The organism is Lelliottia nimipressuralis (assembly GCF_004402045.1).
Classification (GTDB): domain Bacteria; phylum Pseudomonadota; class Gammaproteobacteria; order Enterobacterales; family Enterobacteriaceae; genus Enterobacter; species Enterobacter chinensis.
Window position 1 is genome coordinate 58063 of record NZ_SOMG01000030.1, and the last position, 19569, is coordinate 77631.

The following is a 19569-nucleotide window of genomic DNA, read 5'->3' on the forward strand; positions in this document are numbered from 1 at the left end:
CGATAGCACTTAAGAAAGGTCCGCTTGCCGGACCTTTTTTATTATGTCTACTCTTCTTGTTGGCTGTAGGGCATCCTGCCAGACTAAACGCCTACGCATAGGAGCCACCATGTTTTTAATTAATGGCCTTGAGCAGGACGCGCTGCCTGCCAGCGACAGGGCGATACAGTTCGGTGATGGTTGCTTTACGACCGCGCGCATTCTGGACGGCAATGTCTGCCTGCTGGAGGCGCATATTCGACGCCTGCAACATGGCTGTGGAACGCTAATGATCCCATTTACGCACTGGGACACATTGCGTCAGGAAATGTGCGAACTGGCATCCAGGAAGCAGAGCGGCGTACTCAAAGTCATTATCAGCCGCGGCAGCGGTGGTCGGGGTTACAGCGCTGCATCGTGTCTTAGCCCAACGCGTATCCTCTCTGTCTCTGCCTATCCCGCGCATTACTCTCGCTGGCGAGAAGAGGGCGTCACGCTGACGCTGAGCCCGATCCGACTGGGACGAAACCCCATGCTGGCCGGGATTAAGCACCTCAATCGCCTGGAGCAGGTGCTCATTCGTACTCATCTTGAACAGACGGACGCCGATGAGGCGCTGGTTCTTGACAGCGAAGGGTTCATTACGGAATGCTGTGCGGCTAATTTACTCTGGCGACAGGGGAGAGAGGTGTTCACTCCGTCGCTGGATCAGGCTGGCGTTAACGGGTTAATGCGTCAGTTTTGTCTGGAGCAGCTGGCACACTCAGGCTTTCGCGTTGTCGAAGTAAGTGCAGGCGAAGCGGCGCTGCAGACCGCAGATGAGGTCATCATGTGTAATGCGCTGATGCCTGTTGTACCTGTTCGCGCGTATGGTCAACAACGCTGGTCTTCGCGCGAGCTGTTTCAGTTTTTAGCCCCGAAATGTGAGCAAACCAGGTAGTCATGAAAAAAATGTTGCGCTTTGTCCTTATCCTCATCGTTGCGCTGGGTGTCGCTGGCGGAGCAGGCGTATGGAAAGTTCGCCAACTGGCGAACAGTAAGATCCTGATTAAAGACGAGACGATCTTTACCCTGAAAGCAGGCACCGGCCGCCAGGCGCTTGGGGAACAGCTCTATGGCGACAAGATTATCAATCGTCCCCGGGTATTCCAGTGGTTATTGCGCGTGGAACCTGAACTGTCCCATTTCAAAGCTGGCACCTATCGCTTTACGCCGGGAATGACCGTCAGAGAGATGCTGCAGCTGCTGGAAAGCGGCAAAGAAGCGCAGTTCCCTCTGCGGTTTGTGGAAGGGATGCGCCTGAGCGATTACCTCAAACAGCTGCGTGACGCGCCGTATATCAAACACACATTAAAAGACGATCGCTATCAGACGGTGGCCGAGGTGCTGAAACTTGAACATCCAGACTGGGTGGAAGGCTGGTTCTGGCCAGACACCTGGATGTACACGGCGGGTACGACCGATGTGGCGATTTTGAAGCGGGCGCACAAAAAAATGGTCGCCGCAGTAGATTCTGCCTGGGAAGGGCGAATGGAAGGACTGCCTTACAGCGATCGGAACCAGTTTGTAACGATGGCCTCAATCATTGAGAAAGAGACGGCCGTCGCTGCTGAGCGCGAACGGGTGGCGTCGGTATTTATCAACCGTCTGCGCATCGGCATGCGTCTGCAAACTGACCCTACCGTCATCTACGGCATGGGCGAGAGCTATGTCGGCAAGATCTCCAGGAAAGATCTGGAGACGCCAACGGCGTATAATACCTACGTGATTAGCGGTTTACCGCCAGGCCCGATTGCCACGCCGAGCGAGGCTTCGCTCAAAGCAGCCGCGCATCCGGCTAAAACACCGTATCTCTATTTTGTGGCTGATGGAAAAGGGGGGCACACCTTTAACACCAACCTTGCCAGCCACAATCGCTCTGTTCAGGACTATCTGAAGGCACTTAAGGAAAAAAATGCGCAGTAAATACATTGTCATTGAGGGACTCGAAGGGGCGGGTAAAACCACCGCCCGCAACGTGGTGGTGGATACGCTCAAAGCGCTTGGCGTGGCGGACATGGTATTTACCCGCGAGCCGGGTGGCACGCAGCTGGCTGAAAAGCTGCGCAGCCTGGTGCTGGATATTAAATCTGTCGGCGACGAAGTTATCACTGACAAGGCCGAAGTACTGATGTTCTACGCGGCGCGCGTACAGCTGGTTGAAACGGTTATCAAGCCCGCCCTGGCCGACGGCAAATGGGTAATCGGCGACCGTCACGATCTTTCGACTCAGGCATATCAGGGCGGAGGACGCGGTATTGACCAGACAATGCTGGCAACGCTGCGTAATGCCGTATTGGGTGATTTTCGCCCTGACCTGACGCTCTATCTGGATGTTACCCCGGAAGTGGGTCTCAAACGTGCCCGCGCGCGCGGCGAGCTGGACCGCATTGAACAAGAGTCGTTTGATTTCTTTAACCGCACCCGTGCGCGCTATCTTGAACTGGCCGCACAGGACAGCTCAATTTGCACCATTGATGCGACGCAATCCCTGGACGACGTCACGCGCGACATTCAGCAGACCGTTACGCAGTGGGTACAGGAGCAACAGGCATGAAATGGTATCCATGGTTGCGTCCGCACTTTGAACAGCTGATCGGCAGCTATCAGGCAGGTCGGGGGCATCATGCGTTACTGATTCAGGCATTGCCAGGCATGGGTGAGGATGCGTTGATTTATGCCATCACCCGTTTTCTGATGTGTCAGCAGCCCGAAGGGCACAAAAGCTGTGGTAAATGTCGCGGCTGCCAGCTAATGCAGGCGGGCACACATCCTGACTACTACACGCTTGAGCCTGAGAAGGGCAAAAGCGCGCTCGGTATTGATGCCGTGCGTGAAGTCAGTGAAAAATTGTACGAACACGCGCGGCTGGGCGGCGCTAAAGTGGTCTGGCTTAAAGACGCCACGCTGCTAACCGAGGCGGCGGCTAACGCCCTTCTTAAAACGCTGGAAGAGCCGCCGGAAAAAACGTGGTTTTTCCTCTCGTGCCGCGATCCGGGACGATTACTGGCGACGTTGCGCAGCCGCTGTCGTCTTCATCACCTTGCTGTGCCTCAGGAAACGTGGGCGCTGAGCTGGCTGGAGCGAGAGGTGACAACGTCACCTGAGTGTGCGCTGTCCGCACTGCGCCTGAGCAGCGGAGCGCCCGCGGCGGCACTGGCATTACTGCAACCAGACATCTGGTCACAGCGAGAAACGCTCTGCCGGGCCGTCGAATCTTCACTTAACAGCCAGGACTGGCTAAGTTTACTGCCGGCACTGAACTGCGATCGGGCCGATGAGCGTCTGCACTGGCTGGCCTCCTTACTGTTGGATGCGCTCAAGCTCCAGCAAGGAGCAACGCTGCTGACTAACCCGGACGTATGGCCACTAGTGAATACGCTGGCGAACCGCCTCTCAGGCACGATTCTTCACGCGATGCTTCATGACATTTGCCAGAGCCGCGAACAGCTTTTAACCGTGACTGGTCTTAATCGCGAGCTTTTACTGACCGACCAGTTACTGCGTATTGAACATTACCTGCAACCAGGCGTCACACCGCCTGTTTCCCATCTCTGAGAGAGACATTATGTTTTTAGTCGACTCACACTGCCATCTTGATGGCCTGGATTATCAATCTCTGCATAAAAACGTGGATGACGTGCTGGCGAAAGCCGCTGCCCGCGATGTGAAATTCTGCCTTGCGGTGGCGACGACGCTGCCGGGCTATCGCACAATGCGTGAGCTGGTGGGCGTTCGCGATAACGTGGTGTTCTCCTGCGGCGTGCACCCGTTGAATCAGGACGAGGCGTACGACGTCGAGGATCTGCGCCGACTGGCAGCGGAAGAGGGCGTGGTGGCGATGGGCGAGACCGGGCTGGACTATTTCTACACGCCGGAAACCAAACCGCGCCAGCAGGAGTCCTTCCGCCATCATATCCGTATTGGCCGCGAACTTAACAAGCCGGTCATTGTTCATACCCGCGATGCGCGTGCCGATACGCTGGCGATCCTCCGGGAAGAAAACGTGACGGATTGTGGTGGCGTACTACACTGTTTCACAGAAGACAGAGAAACAGCGGGTAAACTGCTTGATTTAGGGTTTTATATTTCGTTTTCTGGGATCGTGACGTTCCGTAACGCAGAGCAACTTCGTGATGCTGCGCGCTATGTTCCGCTCGATCGCATTCTGGTGGAAACAGACTCTCCTTATCTGGCTCCGGTACCGCATCGCGGTAAAGAGAACCAACCGGCCATGACGAGAGACGTTGCGGAGTACATGGCCGTGCTTAAAGGCGTCAGTATTGAAGAACTGGCCCGCGTCACCACGGAAAACTTCTCTACGCTGTTCCATATCGACCCCGCCCGCCTGCAATCTGTTTGATACACCTGTTTTTTTTAGGCTCGTAATTAATAAATAAAACGAGTAAAGTTCACCGCCTCATTTGGGGCGGTGACGGTGTTTTTAGACACATCCGGACATGCTTTTTGTAAATAACTGAAAGTTTTTCGACCGCCTTAAGCTGAAACGTGATAGCCGTCAAACAAACTCAGAGGGAATTATTTTACTCTGTGTAATAAATAAAGGGCGCTTAGATGTCCTGTCCACGGCACGGTACTCCCCCCGGGCCAATGCGTGAAAGCGTAAAAAAAGCACAAATACTCAGGAGCACTCTCAATTATGTTTAAGAATGCATTTGCTAACCTGCAAAAGGTCGGTAAATCGCTGATGCTGCCAGTATCCGTACTGCCTATCGCAGGTATCCTGCTGGGTGTCGGTTCTGCAAACTTCAGCTGGCTGCCAGCCGTAGTGTCCCACGTGATGGCCGAAGCAGGCGGTTCTGTTTTTGCTAACATGCCGCTGATCTTCGCGATCGGTGTGGCGCTGGGCTTCACCAATAACGATGGTGTATCTGCTCTGGCTGCAGTGGTTGCCTACGGCATCATGGTGAAAACCATGGCTGTGGTTGCGCCGCTGGTTCTGCATTTACCGGCAGAAGAGATCGCCGCGAAACACCTGGCGGACACCGGTGTGCTGGGCGGTATCATCTCCGGTGCGATTGCAGCGTATATGTTTAACCGCTTCTATCGCATCAAGCTGCCTGAGTATCTGGGCTTCTTCGCGGGCAAGCGTTTCGTTCCGATCATCTCTGGTCTGGCAGCGATTTTCACTGGCGTGATCCTGTCCTTCATCTGGCCACCGATCGGCTCCGCTATTCAGACCTTCTCTCAGTGGGCTGCTTACCAGAACCCGGTTGTCGCGTTTGGTATCTACGGCTTCATCGAGCGTTGCCTGGTACCATTTGGTCTGCACCACATCTGGAACGTTCCATTCCAGATGCAGATTGGTGAATTCACCAACGCAGCAGGTCAGGTATTCCACGGTGACATCCCACGTTACATGGCGGGCGACCCAACTGCAGGCAAACTGTCTGGCGGCTTCCTGTTCAAAATGTACGGTCTGCCGGCTGCTGCGATTGCCATCTGGCACTCTGCTAAGCCAGAGAACCGTGCAAAAGTGGGCGGTATCATGATCTCCGCAGCGCTGACCTCGTTCCTGACCGGTATCACCGAGCCGATCGAGTTCTCCTTCATGTTCGTTGCGCCGATCCTGTACATCATCCACGCTGTACTGGCGGGCCTGGCGTTCCCAATCTGTATCCTGCTGGGTATGCGTGACGGTACGTCCTTCTCTCACGGTCTGATCGACTTCATCGTTCTGTCTGGTAACAGCAGCAAATTGTGGCTGTTCCCAATTGTAGGCGCGTGCTATGCCGTTGCGTACTACACCATCTTCCGCGTGCTGATCAAAGCACTGGACCTGAAAACACCAGGCCGTGAAGATGCGTCAGAAGACAGCAAATCAGCCGTTACCAGCGAAATGGCTCCGGCCCTGGTTGCAGCGTTCGGCGGTAAAGAGAACATCACTAACCTGGACGCGTGCATCACTCGTCTGCGTGTTAGCGTTGCTGACGTCGCAAAAGTTGACCAGCCGGGTCTGAAAAAACTGGGCGCAGCAGGTGTTGTTGTTGCAGGTTCGGGTGTACAGGCAATCTTCGGTACTAAATCCGATAACCTGAAAACCGAAATGGATGAGTACATCCGCAGCAACTAAGTTGTGACCTGGGGAGACTAAGGCAGCCGAATGGCTGCCTTTTTTATTGCTGCGGTTTTTTATGTCTTAAAAAACATCACCAGGACGCAAGAGCGGTCACTCTTCATCCAGCTGATAAACATTCAGGAAAGAAATCGGGGGAGAAGGTTGAAAGGACAGGAGAAACTCGCTCATACTCTTGAATTGTGTCATGCACTCATCCAGAGAGTGTGCCAACAGCGGACGCATCGCACCAGACTAAACAAATAAGGAAAAGGTCATGGCTGAAGAAACGATTTTCAGTAAAATTATCCGTCGCGAAATCCCGTCGGATATCGTCTATCAGGATGAACTGGTGACGGCTTTCCGGGACATTTCCCCTCAGGCCCCGACGCACATCCTTATCATTCCCAATATTCTGATTCCTACCGTAAACGACGTAAAAACCGAGCACGAAGTGGCGTTAGGTCGTATGCTGACGGTGGCCGCGAAAATCGCTGAACAGGAAGGCATTGCAGAAGACGGTTACCGTCTGATCATGAACTGCAACCGTCATGGCGGGCAGGAAGTTTATCATATTCACATGCATCTGCTGGGTGGACGTCCTCTGGGGCCGATGCTGGCACACAAAGGTCTTTAACATGCTTAAAGGGCGTATTGCAGCGCTGGTAATGACGATGATGATCGTAGGGTGCAGCTCGCGCCCGGCGATCCCTGTGAATGATGAACAGACGCTGGTGATGGAATCTTCCGTGCTTGCTGCGGGCATCACGGCGCAGCAACCCGCGTTGACCATCAGTGAAATTAACTCGTCAGCCTCCTCTACGCTCTTCAATGAAAGACATGACCCAGTGACGGTCCACTACCGTTTTTTCTGGTATGACGTAAGAGGTCTTGAAATGCATCCGCTGGAGGCGCCGCGCAGCGTCACTATTCCGGCAAGGTCGTCGGTAACGCTCTATGGCAGCGCCAATTATCTGGGTGCGCATAAGGTGAGACTTTATCTATATCTCTAAGGGGTGAATCTTGATTAAAAATTTGAGCCGCTATGCGCTCGTGACAGCTTTCGCTCTGTTTCTGGCAGGGTGTGTGACGCGTACTGAACAGCCTGCGCCTGTGGAAGAGGCTAAACCGGGCACTGAACAGCCGACGCAGCCAGCGCAGCCGCAGCCAACCGTGCCATCTGTGCCGTCTATTCCGTCACAGCCTGGACCAATTGAGCATCCGGACCAGACTTCGCAGCCCGCGCCGCGCGTGCGCCATTACGACTGGAACGGCGCAATGCAGCCGATGGTGGGTAAAATGCTGCAGGCACAGGGCGTGACGGCAGGCAGCGTGCTGTTAGTCGACACCGTGAACAACCGTACCAACGGTTCGCTTAACGCGGGCGAAGCGACGGAAACCCTGCGCAATGCCCTGGCAAATAACGGTAAGTTTACGCTGGTCTCGGCTCAGCAGCTCGCGGTAGCGAAACAGCAGCTGGGCCTGTCGCCGCAGGATAGCCTCGGCACACGTAGCAAGGCTATCGGTATTGCCCGTAACGTTGGCGCACAGTATGTGCTGTACTCTAACGCCACCGGTAACGTGAATACGCCAGCCCTGCAGATGCAGCTGATGCTGGTTCAGACAGGCGAAATCATCTGGTCAGGTAAAGGTGCGGTTACGCAACAATGACAGCACGCGTGAAGAGATTCTGACACGCTATTTTCCTCAGTATCGCCTTATCGCGCCGCAGGCCCATTCCGGGCTTGGCGGCGCGAGTTGCATTATAGCGCAGGGCGAACACCGTCTGGTCTTACGGCAGAATCACGATCCCTTTGCGCCTGCTTCCCATTTCCGTCGACAGTTTCGTGCCCTGAAACGTCTTGCGTCAGATCTCGTGCCTGACCCCCGTTTTTTCAGACAGGGCTGGATGGCCGTCGAGTACCTGGAAGGTGAGGTTAAAAGCGCGCTGCCGGACACCCCAGAGCTTGCGGCAATGCTGTATCATTTACACCGGCAGCCACGTCTGGGATGGCGAATCACGTTATTCCCGTTGCTTGAACACTACTGGCAGCAAGCCTTGCCTGACAGACGCACCCCAACGTGGCTGACACATCTTAAACGGTTGCGTAAATCGGGCGAGCCACAGCCGATTCGGCTCTCACCGTTGCACATGGATGTTCATGCCGGAAATATTGTGCATACGTCAGCAGGTATCAGGCTTATCGACTGGGAATATGCCGGGGACGGCGATGTGGCGCTGGAGCTGGCGGCAGTCTGGATGGAGAGTGACGCCGCGCGGCAGACGCTCATCAGGGACTATGCCCAGGCGGCAAAGATTGACGTCGATGCGCTGACGCGTCAGGTCAGGCGCTGGCGTCCCTGGGTCGTCATATTAATGGCCGGCTGGTTTGAAATGCGCTATCAGCAGTCCAGAGACAAACAATTTATTGCGCTGGCAGACGATGCCTGGCGTCAGTTACAAACAAAAGGATAAGAGAGGTGGATGTGGGTCCAGTCATGTTGGATGTAGAAGGGTTTGAGCTGGATGCGGAGGAGCGTGAAATTCTGGCGCATCCGCTGGTGGGTGGCCTGATCCTGTTTACCCGCAACTATCACGATCCGGCGCAGCTGCGTGAGCTGGTGCGCCAGATCCGCGCCGCGTCGCGCAATCATCTGGTGGTGGCCGTCGATCAGGAAGGCGGACGCGTGCAGCGTTTTCGTGAAGGGTTTACCCGCCTGCCGGCAGCCCAGTCTTTTGCCGCGCTGTTAGGCACGGAAGAGGGTGGAAAACTGGCGCAGGACGCCGGCTGGCTGATGGCCAGTGAAATGATTGCCATGGATATCGACATCAGTTTTGCCCCGGTTCTGGACGTGGGGCATATCAGCGCCGCGATTGGCGAACGTTCATACCATGAAGATCCGCGTATTGCGCTGGCAATGGCGACCCGGTTTATCGACGGCATGCATGATGCAGGGATGAAGACCACCGGAAAACACTTCCCGGGCCACGGGGCGGTGACGGCGGATTCCCACAAAGAGACGCCGCGCGATCCGCGCCCTGAAGCGGAAATTCGTGCCAAAGATATGTCGGTTTTCCAGTCGCTTATCACTGATAACAAGCTCGATGCCATTATGCCTGCGCATGTGATTTACAGCGACGTAGATCCGCGTCCTGCCAGCGGCTCTCCGCACTGGCTGAAAACCGTTCTGCGCCAGGAGCTGGGTTTCAATGGCGTGATTTTCTCCGACGATTTATCGATGGAAGGGGCGGCGATTATGGGTAGTTACGCAGAACGCGGTCAGGCGTCACTGGACGCTGGTTGCGATATGATCCTAGTCTGCAATAATCGTAAAGGTGCCGTTAGCGTGCTGGATAACCTGTCGCCGATCAATGCAGAGCGTGTTACACAATTGTATCATAAAGGTTCATTTAGCCGTCAGGAGCTGATGGATTCGGCGCGCTGGAAGACGGTCAACGCCCGGCTTGAAGACCTGAATGAGCGCTGGCAGGCACATAAAGCCAGCCTGTAAACCCTCCCGGAAGGCGTAGCGTGGTGAGAAGACGATGATCATCTATTTACACGGTTTTGACTCTAACAGTCCTGGTAATCATGAGAAGGTGCTGCAGCTGCAGTTTATCGATCCGGATGTACGGTTGATCAGCTACAGCACGCGCCATCCGAAGCATGATATGCAGCATCTGCTCAAAGAAGTGGACAAGATGTTGCAGCTCAACGTCGACGATCGCCCGTTGATTTGCGGCGTGGGTCTGGGCGGCTACTGGGCCGAGCGGATTGGCTTCCTGTGCGACATCCGCCAGGTCGTGTTCAATCCTAACCTTTTCCCGAACGAGAACATGGAAGGCAAAATTGACCGCCCGGAAGAGTATGTCGATATTGCGACCAAGTGCGTCAGCAATTTTCGGGAGAAAAACCGCGACCGCTGTCTGGTGATCCTGTCGCGTAACGATGAGGCGCTCAACAGCCACCGGGCTGCAGAACTGCTGCATCATTACTATGAGATCGTCTGGGACGAAGAACAGACCCACAAGTTTAAGAACATCTCTCCGCACCTGCAGCGTATCAAGGCCTTCAAAACGCTGGGTTAAACCCCTGAAGCAGGTCCAGAAGCCCGGACGCGAAAGCGTGCCGGGCTTTCTTTTTGACCAGGATTGTCTACTTTTACGCCATCAAAACTTGATGCATATCAATTTTGGTATGACCAATGCGCCTGACGTGTTATTCTCAATGCACCTGAATGGTTTCAGTGCTGTAACCTGTTGTTAATTAAGGGCTATTTTTATAACTTTTAATTAACAATTGGTTAATAATTTGAGGGGGTCACGTTGACTACGCCATTGAAAAAGATAGTGATTGTAGGCGGTGGAGCTGGCGGGCTGGAGCTGGCTACACAGTTGGGCAAAAAGCTGGGTCGCGGTAAAAAAGCCAAAATTACGCTGGTGGATCGTAACCACAGCCACCTGTGGAAACCGCTGCTGCACGAAGTGGCGACCGGTTCTCTGGACGAGGGCGTGGACGCGCTCAGCTATCTGGCGCACGCGCGCAACCATCACTTCCAGTTCCAGCTGGGCTCGGCGGTTGACATCAACCGTGAAAGCAAAACCATTACCCTGGCAGAGCTGCGCGATGAAAAAGGGGAACTGCTGGTCCCTGAGCGCAAACTGGCGTATGACACGCTGGTCATGGCGTTGGGCAGTACCTCCAATGATTTCAACACGCCTGGCGTGAAAGACCACTGTATCTTCCTCGATAACCCGCACCAGGCGCGTCGTTTCCATCAGGAAATGCTGAACCTGTTCCTGAAGTACACCAGCAATATGGGTGCGAACGGTAAGGTGAATATCGCTATTGTCGGCGGCGGTGCGACGGGCGTTGAGCTGTCCGCTGAACTGCACAATGCGGTGAAGCAGCTGCACAGCTACGGCTATAAAGGGTTAACCAACGACGCGCTGAACGTGACGCTGGTTGAAGCTGGTGAACGTATTCTGCCTGCTCTGCCACCGCGTATTTCCGGTGCGGCGCACAATGAACTTACCAAACTGGGCGTGCGGGTGTTAACACAGACCATGGTGACCAGCGCCGACGAAGGTGGCCTGCACACCAAAGATGGCGAGTACATCAAAGCGGATCTGATGGTCTGGGCGGCAGGTATTAAAGCACCTGACTTTATGAAAGAGATCGGTGGTCTGGAAACGAACCGCATCAACCAGCTGGTGACGGAGCCGACGCTGCAAACCACCCGTGACCCTGAGATCTTTGCTATCGGCGATTGCGCTTCCTGTGCGCGTCCTGAAGGAGGCTTCGTGCCGCCGCGAGCGCAGGCGGCGCACCAGATGGCAAGCCTGGTTCTGCACAACATTCTGGCGCAGATTAAAGGTAAGCCAATGAAAGCCTATGTCTACAAAGACCACGGTTCTCTGGTATCGCTGTCTAACTTCTCTACCGTCGGCAGCCTGATGGGCAACCTGATGCGTGGCTCGATGATGGTAGAAGGGCGCATTGCACGCTTCGTGTATATCTCTCTGTACCGTATGCACCAGATCGCGCTGCACGGCTACTTTAAAACCGGGCTGATGATGCTGGTGGGCAGAATCAACCGCGTGATCCGCCCGCGTCTGAAGTTGCACTAATCTTTCACTCCCTCCGGGCCTTCCGGAGGGAGTTTTTAGCATATCGTGCTGCAGATCACAGAATGCGTGCTTAAGAGTTCTCCTAAATAGAATGTATCTCCCCTCATCGCCCCTTTTTTAATCCTTTATCTGATTGGCGAAGCCGTACCTCCATTGCAAAATTGTTACCAATAGCAACAAAGGAGGAAGTCCCGTGAATAAATCAATGTTGGCGGGTATAGGGATTGGCGTCGCGGCTGCGCTAGGTGTGGCCGCCGTTGCCAGTCTGAACGTATTAGATCGCGGCCCGCAGTATGCACAGGTAGTTTCTGCTACACCGATTAAAGAAACTGTGAAAACCCCTCGTCAGGAGTGCCGCAACGTCTCCGTGACTCACCGCCGTCCGGTTCAGGATGAAAACCGTATTGCCGGCTCTGTTCTGGGTGCGGTAGCAGGTGGGGTCATTGGTCACCAGTTTGGTGGTGGCCGTGGTAAAGATGTGGCGACCGTGGTCGGCGCGCTGGGCGGTGGCTATGCCGGTAACCAGGTGCAGGGCGCGATGCAGGATAACGATACCTACACTACGACTCAGCAACGCTGCAAAACCGTCTATGACAAGTCGGAAAAAATGCTGGGTTATGACGTGACGTACAAAATTGGCGATCAGCAGGGCAAAATCCGCATGGATAAAGACCCGGGCACGCAAATCCCTCTGGATGGAAATGGCCAGCTGGTTCTGAATAACAAAGTGTAAAAAAGATGTTCTCTGAATTTAGCTCCTCATGCGCTCAGGCTGAGGAGCTTTTTTTTGCTTCAGATTTTAAGTAGCTCAGGCCACAGCCGCAGCGTGGTGTCGCTAATATTCTGCAGTTTTTCCAGAGTGGCCCCTTCACGGGCGCTGATCGACATCCCCTGCAAAATACAGCTCAGGTACTGCGCCAGCACCTGAGGGTTACAGTGTGCAGGGATTTCACCGCGCTGCTGGCGCTGAGCCAGAAACGCGCTCAGCGTCTCCTCCTGCATGGCATGACGCGATTTCACCGTATTGGCGATCTCTTTAGACGACGCCGCAAGGGTAGCAGAGGTGTTAATCATAAAGCAGCCCGCAGGCGTGTCTTTACTGGTGAAGCAGGTTGCTACGGCGGTGAAGTAGTCTCGCAGAGCCTGTTCAACGCTTTTCTCTTCACAAAAAAGCTGGGCTTCGTGTTTCGCCGCAAAGCGCGAAATGTACCTGTCCAGCACTGCCCTGAACAGCCCCTCTTTATTGGTAAATTCAGCATACAGCGTAGGCGCTTTGGCTCCGGTGGCTTCTACCAGATCGGAAAGCGAGGTCGCTTCATACCCATGTTGCCAGAAGAGAGTCATGGCCTTATCAAGCGCTGCATCCCTGTCAAACACTTTTGGTCGGCCACGGCTTTTCTTAGCACAACTCGTGACATCGGTTGTCATTTGCCGTTGGTCCTCTGTTGGTTTGTTGAATAACCATTATAAAAATAAACGCAAGGCATCACCAGCGCTGAATGCTTAAAAATAAATTAATCATATGAGTATGAAAAATAACGACTTTAAAATTAAGTTAACGCTCGTTATGAAATTATGTTGACGCGTGAGCTGGATCACATTTATGATTTACCTATCGATCGTTAACTAAATGACTAACGACCTCCAAATTCATCTGCTAAAGGTAAACATCATGAAAAACGTAAAAACCCTCATCGCTGCCGCCGTTTTGAGCTCACTCTCTTTCGCAAGCTTTGCTGCTGTTGAAGTGCAATCCACCCCAGCTGACCAGCATAAAGTCGGGACTATCTCCGCATCGGCCGGGACTAACCTGGGTTCGCTGGAAGATCAGCTGGCACAAAAAGCGCAAGAGATGGGTGCGAAATCTTTCCGTATTACCTCAGTGACCGGTCCTAACACGCTGCACGGCACGGCTGTAATCTACAAATAAGCCGGGCATAAACCCTCATTTATGCCACTGCAATAAAAAACGCCCTGCTTATGCAGGGCGTTTTTCTTTCTGTATTACAGCGGCTGTTGGACGACATCGTGATGTCGGGTGACATCAGTCGGCATGCCTGAACGGGCTTCCATTGCGCGCTCCATGACTGTGCCATCGGTATTCGCATTCGTTTTGAAGCTCACCATTGCGGCGTTCAGACTAATAGGTAATGTCTGCGGGTCATCGCCTAAGTTTTTCGATAACGGCTGGTGAATTTCAACCAGCCGCACGCCGCCGGGCTCCTCAGAAACTTTAATCGGCGTATTAATAATATTTACTTTGGTCCCCGGCGTAACGACGTTAAACAGCGTTTTGATATCATCATCGCGCAGACGAATACAGCCGGAGCTGACGCGCATGCCGATGCCAAAATCCGCATTCGTTCCATGCAGCAGATAGACCCCACCGTAAGCCGCCAGGCGGATCGCGTGATGTCCCATCGGGTTATCCGGGCCTGCCGGCACCACGGCGGGGAGGTCAATGCCCTGTGCTTTATAACGGGCACGAATATTAGCCGTCGGGGTCCAGGTTGGGTTCGCGCGTTTATCCGAGACGGTGGTGACCATCGTCGGCGTTAGCGTGTCGCCGCCCAGCTGGCCAATCCCGATAGGGTAGACGGTCACTTCATTTTTACCCGGCGGGTAATAATAGAGACGTAGCTCTGCCAGATTGATTACCATCCCCTCGCGCGGGGCGTCCGGCAGGATAGTTTGTAACGGGATGGTCAATACGCTGCCCGCGCGCGGGACGTACGGGTCGACGCCAGGGTTAGCCTGCAGCAGAGCCAGAAAACCGACGTTATATTTTTTGGCAATCGCTTCCAGAGAACCGCCATTGTTTTCAACGACATGAAAGCGGTTTTCCCCCACAACCTTGCTGCCGGGCGGTGGAAGTGGCCAGGTGTTTGCACGAGCGGGAAGCGCAACCGCAACGGTCGCTGCCAGCGCAAACAAGGTCATCCAGCGGGTAAAACGCGAAGAGGTCATCATCACCATAGTCCATATAAATGATAAGGTTATTGTTTTATAAGGCGTTAAAGATAATTATGGCGAATGGGTGTGTCGGGAAGATCGGGTGAAGTGCAAAGAGTTTGTAAATTGTCCCCCCGGTAGCACGGTGCTAACGGGGGGAAAGGCTGGCTACGCGATCGCGTTCTCTTCCAGCTGACGCATAAAATTGCGCACCCAGTCCATACGGTTTTTGCGCTCAGTCAGTTCCTGGGTAAATTTCAGACGCGTTGGACCATCCAGACGGAAATGCTGCGGCTGTTTTTGCAGCAGACCAATCAACCACACCGGGTTGACGTGGTTCTTCTCGGCGAATTCAATCACGCCGCCTTTTTCGTTGCCTTCAAGCTTACGAATGCCGAGCTTCTGTGCCTGCTGGCGCAGGCGAGCGATATCCAGCAGATTTCTCGCCGCATCGGGCAGCAGACCAAAGCGATCGATCAACTCAACCTTGATCTCTTCAAGCTCGTTCTCCTTCTTCGCACTGGCGATGCGCTTGTAGAACGACAGTCGGGTATTCACATCCGGAATGAAATCGTCCGGCAGCAGAGAAGGCATACGCAGCTCGACCTCGGTCTGCTGGCTGGTGAGATCTTCCAGCGACGGCTCGCGTCCGGCCTTCAGGGCATCAACCGCGTTTTCCAGCAGCTCCATATAGAGCGAGAAGCCGATGGTCTCCATCGAGCCGCTCTGGTCCTCACCCAGCAGTTCACCGGCGCCGCGGATCTCGAGATCGTGTGTCGCCAGCGCAAAGCCTGCGCCGAGGTCTTCCAGCGAGGCGATGGCTTCCAGACGCTTTTGTGCGTCGGTGGTCATCGCTTTCGGATGCGGCGTCAGCAGCCAGGCGTAGGCCTGATGGTGCGAACGCCCGACGCGGCCGCGCAGTTGATGGAGCTGCGCCAGACCGAAGTGATCCGCGCGTTCGATGATAATCGTATTCGCCGTCGGGATATCAATACCGGTTTCAATGATGGTGGTGCACACCAGCACGTTAAAGCGCTGGTGGTGGAAGTCGTTCATCACCCGTTCCAGCTCGCGCTCGCGCATCTGCCCGTGACCGATAGCAATGCGCGCTTCCGGTACCAGCTCCGCCAGCCGATCTGCCGCTTTCTGAATATTTTCCACGTCGTTGTAGAGGTAGTACACCTGCCCCCCGCGCAGCACTTCACGCAGAATGGCCTCACGGACCACCAGATTATCGTACTCGCGAACAAAGGTTTTTACCGCCAGACGACGTGCCGGCGGCGTAGCAATAATCGACAGATCGCGCATGCCGCTCATCGCCATGTTCAGGGTTCGCGGGATCGGCGTTGCGGTCAGGGTCAGGATATCGACGTCGGCGCGCATCGCTTTGATGCGTTCTTTATGACGTACCCCGAAGCGGTGCTCTTCGTCGACGATCAGCAGCCCCAGATCTTTCCACTTCACGTCGCTTTGCAGCAGCTTGTGGGTGCCGATCAGAATGTCGATTTTACCCTCGCTGGCCTGTTCCAGGATCTGCGTCTGTTCTTTGGTGCTGCGAAAACGCGAGAGCATCTCGATACGTACCGGCCAGTTGGCGAAACGGTCGCGGAAGTTGTCGAAGTGCTGCTGAGCGAGCAGGGTGGTCGGCACCAGCACCGCCACCTGCTTGTTGTTTTCAACCGCAAGGAAGGCGGCGCGCATCGCCACTTCGGTTTTACCGAAGCCGACGTCGCCGCAGACTAAGCGGTCCATTGCCAGCGGCTGGCACATATCGCTCAGCACGGCGTTAATGGCCTGAGCCTGATCCGGCGTGGTTTCAAACGGGAAGCTGTCGCAGAACAGCTGGTACTGTTCTTTATCATGTTTAAAGGCGAAGCCCTCTTTGGCCGCGCGCTGCGCGTAGATATCCAGCAGTTCGGCTGCCACGTCGCGCACTTTTTCCGCGGCTTTCTGGCGCGCGCGCGCCCAGGCATCTCCGCCCAGCTTATGCAGCGGCGCATTGTCTTCGGCACCGCCCGCATAGCGGCTGATGAGGTGCAGGGAGGAGACCGGGACATACAGTTTGGCGTCGTTAGCATAGGTCAGCATCAGGTATTCACCTTTGATACCGCCCGCTTCCAGCGTGGTCATCCCTTGATAACGCCCAACCCCATGCTCCAGGTGAACAATCGGCTGGCCCGGATGCAGCTCGGCCAGGTTCCGGATCAGCGTGTCCGGATTGATGGTACGACGGCTGTCCTGGCGGCGACGCGCGACGCGCTCACCGAGCAGATCGCTTTCGCAAATCAGCGCCAGGTTGTTGAGTGTATCAATAAACCCGTGCTCGGCGGCGCCAATCATCAGGTAACGACCGTTTCCGGTCGCCTCGCTCAGACGCAGGATGCGCTTCGGCGCAACTTTAATGCGCCCCAGCAGTTCACCTAAAGCTTCGCGGCGGCCTTCACTCTCAACGGAGAACACCACCGGCCCGGTAAAGGATTCCAGGAACTTGCGCAGATTATCCAGCGGTGATTTCTGCTGTGCCTGAACGGCCAGGTCCGGCAGCGTCCGGAAGGCGAGGTTGGTGTTGGCAGCTTTATCGGCAAGCGAATCGGTTTTGAGCTGCAGTCGCGGCCAGCGCTTCAGCTCGGCGTTGAGCTCGTCGGTACGCAGCCACAGCGCTTCCGGCGGCAGCAGCGGACGCATCGGGTCAACGCCCCGGCTTTCAAAGCGGGCGCGGGTTTCGCTTTCAAAGCGGCTGGCGCTGGCGTCGATATCGCCGGTGTTAACAATCAGCGTATTCGCCGGGAAGTAGCTGAACAGGGCAGGCAGCGGCTCGTTGAAGAACAGCGGCTGCCAGTATTCGATCCCGGCAGGAAGCGTGCCTTTACTGACCTGCTGGTAAATATGTTCGGCGTCGCGCTTCACCTCGAACTTATCGCGCCACTGGCTGCGGAACAGTTCGATAGCGGTTTTGTCCGTCGGGAACTCATGCGCGGGCAGTAAATTGATGGACTCCACTTCTTCCAGCGTGCGCTGCGTGTCGGCGTCGAATACGCGCAGACTATCGATTTCATCATCGAAAAAGTCCAGACGATACGGCTGGTCGCTGCCCATCGGGTAAAGGTCGAGCAACGCGCCGCGGGTTGCGTATTCCCCGTGCTCCATTACCTGGTCGACGTGGCGATAACCGGCACCGTCAAGCTGCGAGCGCAGGGCATCGCGGGACAGGCGCTGGCCTTTTTTCATCACCAGCGCGTGGCCATGCAGATAGCTGTGTGGACAGACGCGCTGCATCAGGGTGTTCACCGGAACAATCAGCACGCCGCGCTGCATGGTCGGCAGCTGATAGAGCGTCGACAGGCGCGAGGAGATGATCTCCTGATGCGGAGAGAAGCTGTCATACGGCAGTGTTTCCCAGTCGGCCAGGCTGAACACCAGGCTATCGGTGAACTGGCGAATTTCGTCGTGCAGGCGCAGAGCGTTTTGCATATCCGGGGCAACCAGTATCACCGGGCCAGGATGGCGCTCGGCGATTTCCGCCACCAGCGTGGCGCATGCCGCGCCCGTGAGTTCACCCAGCTGGCGCTGGTCACCCGCTTTGACAGGTAAGGAATAACGATAGTGTTCAGGCATGGCTATGTCAGAGTCTCTTATGGATATACCAACAGTATTGGGGCATATCACTGATACGCAATGTCTTTATTATCCTCGATCGTTTTACATAAGCAAATCGTAACCGCACGGCAGGGCTAAACGCCCCCGAAACGGGGGCGGAGAGGGCATTAACGCGTTGAAGGTGACAGGGGCAGCGTAGACGGAGGAGAGAAGAAAACGTCCCCAAACAGCGCGGTAGAGATTTTACGCACCCCGAGCCCTGCAAGGGTACAGATAAGCAGGCTGGCAAACGGGTAGACCAGAATTAAGCCCAGCTCTGCCCAGACCGGCCACGAGGCGGCATTCATCTCGCCAATCAGGAACAGGCTAAAGGCCTCGATTAAGATGCGGTGGGTGGTATAAATCGCAATGGTGTTTGAGCCAATCACATTCAGCAGATTGTTCGGGTGAACGGCATAGCGCTGCTCAAGGCTGTAGAACAGCTTCATGATCAACACAATCGACAGCAATGAGAGCAACAGCGGAACGTTAGCAAACCACAGCACCACGGAGACGGCAGCGAAAGCACCGGTAACCAGCCAGATGCGGAGCAGGTTGACGCTTTTCATCCACGCCATCAGCTCTGCGCCGTACCACGCCCCGAGGCTGTAGTAGATCATGTTACGGACTACGCTGTTCATGCCCCACCACGGCAGCGGCAGGAAGTTGATCGCGATGCTCGCCAGTGCCAACAGTCCCAGTACCGGCAGCTTCCAGCGGCTGAGCAGTTTACACAGCGTGAAGTACACCACCAGGGCATACAGATACCACAGGCTGGTGCTGGCGGTGAGCATCCCCAGCACAAATCCTGAGAGCGAGTCGGCGTAGGCCGCGTTCGACGAGGTGGCAAGCTCACGCTCGGGCGCCAGCCAGGCGTTCAGGTGGGTCAGCGCCTGCCATTGCAGGACGCCCCACAGCGCCAGGACCCAGACAATGCTCCAGATCCGTTTGTCGAGACTGGTTCGCCAGCCCACCTCGTCAATATAACGACGGATCAGATAGCCGGAAATAAAGAAGAAGACCGGCATACGGAACGGTGCGAGATAGAGGTTAAAATAGACCCAGCATTTGGCGAGAAGCCCGGAGAACGGGTGTTGCAGCCCGACCAGATGCGGATAAAACGTGATAACCGAATGATAGATAACCACCAGGCAAATACACAGCCCTTTTATCTGGTTAATCCATAATGCTTTTTGCTTCATTGTTCGCCACTACCTTATTGCCATAAACGAACGAGCAATTGTTCTAAAACGAA

General features: G+C 55.1%; 19 protein-coding genes. 15 read left to right on the top strand and 4 right to left on the bottom strand.

Annotated elements, in window-relative coordinates; genetic code table 11:
- The first annotated feature begins 109 nt into the window (after positions 1-109).
- The 14 genes from pabC (at position 110) to E3U32_RS17895 (ending at position 12459) form a co-directional block, all read left to right on the top strand.
- Positions 110-919 (top strand): aminodeoxychorismate lyase, encoded by an 810-nt coding sequence (pabC, locus tag E3U32_RS17830; protein WP_134349839.1) that lies wholly within the window; start codon positions 110-112, stop codon positions 917-919.
- A gap of 2 nt (positions 920-921) precedes the next feature.
- Entirely contained in the window at positions 922-1944 is a 1023-nt protein-coding gene (yceG, locus tag E3U32_RS17835; protein ID WP_134349840.1) for a cell division protein YceG, read from the top strand.
- On the top strand, positions 1934-2575 hold the full coding sequence (gene tmk, locus E3U32_RS17840) for a dTMP kinase (RefSeq protein ID WP_134349841.1): 642 nt from the start codon (positions 1934-1936) through the stop codon (positions 2573-2575). Before yceG ends, tmk begins: the two co-directional genes overlap by 11 nt.
- Positions 2572-3576: a DNA polymerase III subunit delta' gene (gene holB / locus E3U32_RS17845; RefSeq protein ID WP_134349842.1), complete on the top strand. Its 1005-nt coding sequence runs from the start codon at positions 2572-2574 to the stop codon at positions 3574-3576. Before tmk ends, holB begins: the two co-directional genes overlap by 4 nt.
- Before the next feature lie 10 nt (positions 3577-3586).
- Positions 3587-4381 (top strand): metal-dependent hydrolase, encoded by a 795-nt coding sequence (locus E3U32_RS17850; protein ID WP_045284990.1) that lies wholly within the window; start codon positions 3587-3589, stop codon positions 4379-4381.
- 297 nt (positions 4382-4678) lie between these two features.
- On the top strand, positions 4679-6112 hold the full coding sequence (ptsG, locus tag E3U32_RS17855) for a PTS glucose transporter subunit IIBC (protein ID WP_134349843.1): 1434 nt from the start codon (positions 4679-4681) through the stop codon (positions 6110-6112).
- Positions 6113-6371: 259 nt separating this feature from the next.
- Positions 6372-6731 (top strand): purine nucleoside phosphoramidase, encoded by a 360-nt coding sequence (hinT, locus tag E3U32_RS17860; RefSeq protein WP_006809243.1) that lies wholly within the window; start codon positions 6372-6374, stop codon positions 6729-6731.
- Position 6732: 1 nt separating this feature from the next.
- Entirely contained in the window at positions 6733-7107 is a 375-nt protein-coding gene (locus E3U32_RS17865) for a YcfL family protein (RefSeq protein ID WP_134349844.1), read from the top strand.
- 10 nt (positions 7108-7117) lie between these two features.
- Entirely contained in the window at positions 7118-7765 is a 648-nt protein-coding gene (gene lpoB, locus E3U32_RS17870) for a penicillin-binding protein activator LpoB (protein ID WP_134349845.1), read from the top strand.
- Positions 7746-8570: a thiamine kinase gene (thiK, locus tag E3U32_RS17875; protein WP_134349846.1), complete on the top strand. Its 825-nt coding sequence runs from the start codon at positions 7746-7748 to the stop codon at positions 8568-8570. The genes lpoB and thiK overlap by 20 nt, the downstream gene beginning before the upstream one ends.
- Positions 8571-8581: 11 nt before the next feature.
- A complete protein-coding gene (gene nagZ, locus E3U32_RS17880) occupies positions 8582-9607 on the top strand; it encodes a beta-N-acetylhexosaminidase (RefSeq protein ID WP_063956716.1) in 1026 nt (341 codons plus the stop codon).
- 34 nt (positions 9608-9641) lie between these two features.
- Complete coding sequence (gene ycfP, locus E3U32_RS17885) at positions 9642-10184, top strand: alpha/beta hydrolase YcfP (protein ID WP_008500781.1); 543 nt, start codon at positions 9642-9644, stop codon at positions 10182-10184.
- 237 nt (positions 10185-10421) lie between these two features.
- Positions 10422-11726, top strand: a complete 1305-nt coding sequence (locus tag E3U32_RS17890) for an NAD(P)/FAD-dependent oxidoreductase (protein WP_134349847.1) — start codon at positions 10422-10424, stop codon at positions 11724-11726.
- 193 nt (positions 11727-11919) lie between these two features.
- Positions 11920-12459: a glycine zipper 2TM domain-containing protein gene (locus E3U32_RS17895; RefSeq protein ID WP_008500779.1), complete on the top strand. Its 540-nt coding sequence runs from the start codon at positions 11920-11922 to the stop codon at positions 12457-12459.
- 59 nt (positions 12460-12518) lie between these two features.
- Here the strand turns inward: E3U32_RS17895 and comR are convergent, their stop codons facing one another.
- Positions 12519-13154 carry a TetR family copper-responsive transcriptional repressor ComR gene (gene comR, locus E3U32_RS17900; RefSeq protein WP_134349848.1) on the bottom strand — a complete coding sequence of 212 codons (636 nt, stop codon included), beginning with the start codon at positions 13152-13154 and terminating at the stop codon, positions 12519-12521.
- 244 nt (positions 13155-13398) lie between these two features.
- On the opposite strand from comR, the gene bhsA reads away from it, so the two are divergent.
- Positions 13399-13656 (top strand): multiple stress resistance protein BhsA, encoded by a 258-nt coding sequence (gene bhsA, locus E3U32_RS17905; RefSeq protein ID WP_134349849.1) that lies wholly within the window; start codon positions 13399-13401, stop codon positions 13654-13656.
- A gap of 74 nt (positions 13657-13730) precedes the next feature.
- Here the strand turns inward: bhsA and ldtC are convergent, their stop codons facing one another.
- The 3 genes from ldtC to E3U32_RS17920 all read right to left on the bottom strand — a co-directional run bounded on the left by ldtC (position 13731) and on the right by E3U32_RS17920 (position 19516).
- Positions 13731-14696 (bottom strand): L,D-transpeptidase LdtC, encoded by a 966-nt coding sequence (gene ldtC / locus E3U32_RS17910; RefSeq protein WP_134349850.1) that lies wholly within the window; start codon positions 14694-14696, stop codon positions 13731-13733.
- Between the two features lie 150 nt (positions 14697-14846).
- Positions 14847-18293 (bottom strand): transcription-repair coupling factor, encoded by a 3447-nt coding sequence (gene mfd, locus E3U32_RS17915; protein WP_134349851.1) that lies wholly within the window; start codon positions 18291-18293, stop codon positions 14847-14849.
- Between the two features lie 149 nt (positions 18294-18442).
- Complete coding sequence (locus tag E3U32_RS17920; protein ID WP_134349852.1) at positions 18443-19516, bottom strand: acyltransferase family protein; 1074 nt, start codon at positions 19514-19516, stop codon at positions 18443-18445.
- Positions 19517-19569 lie beyond the last annotated feature (53 nt).

Excerpts from the sequence above, each read along its gene's own strand:
- pabC (WP_134349839.1), top strand. The coding sequence starts at position 110 with ATGTTTTTAATTAATGGCCTTGAGCAGGACGCGCTGCCTGCCAGCGAC.
- yceG (WP_134349840.1), top strand. The coding sequence starts at position 922 with ATGAAAAAAATGTTGCGCTTTGTCCTTATCCTCATCGTTGCGCTGGGT.
- tmk (WP_134349841.1), top strand. The coding sequence starts at position 1,934 with ATGCGCAGTAAATACATTGTCATTGAGGGACTCGAAGGGGCGGGTAAA.
- holB (WP_134349842.1), top strand. The coding sequence starts at position 2,572 with ATGAAATGGTATCCATGGTTGCGTCCGCACTTTGAACAGCTGATCGGC.
- E3U32_RS17850 (WP_045284990.1), top strand. The coding sequence starts at position 3,587 with ATGTTTTTAGTCGACTCACACTGCCATCTTGATGGCCTGGATTATCAA.
- ptsG (WP_134349843.1), top strand. The coding sequence starts at position 4,679 with ATGTTTAAGAATGCATTTGCTAACCTGCAAAAGGTCGGTAAATCGCTG.
- hinT (WP_006809243.1), top strand. The coding sequence starts at position 6,372 with ATGGCTGAAGAAACGATTTTCAGTAAAATTATCCGTCGCGAAATCCCG.
- E3U32_RS17865 (WP_134349844.1), top strand. The coding sequence starts at position 6,733 with ATGCTTAAAGGGCGTATTGCAGCGCTGGTAATGACGATGATGATCGTA.
- ycfP (WP_008500781.1), top strand. The coding sequence starts at position 9,642 with ATGATCATCTATTTACACGGTTTTGACTCTAACAGTCCTGGTAATCAT.
- comR (WP_134349848.1), bottom strand. The coding sequence starts at position 13,154 with ATGACAACCGATGTCACGAGTTGTGCTAAGAAAAGCCGTGGCCGACCA.
- bhsA (WP_134349849.1), top strand. The coding sequence starts at position 13,399 with ATGAAAAACGTAAAAACCCTCATCGCTGCCGCCGTTTTGAGCTCACTC.
- ldtC (WP_134349850.1), bottom strand. The coding sequence starts at position 14,696 with ATGATGACCTCTTCGCGTTTTACCCGCTGGATGACCTTGTTTGCGCTG.
- mfd (WP_134349851.1), bottom strand. The coding sequence starts at position 18,293 with ATGCCTGAACACTATCGTTATTCCTTACCTGTCAAAGCGGGTGACCAG.
- E3U32_RS17920 (WP_134349852.1), bottom strand. The coding sequence starts at position 19,516 with ATGAAGCAAAAAGCATTATGGATTAACCAGATAAAAGGGCTGTGTATT.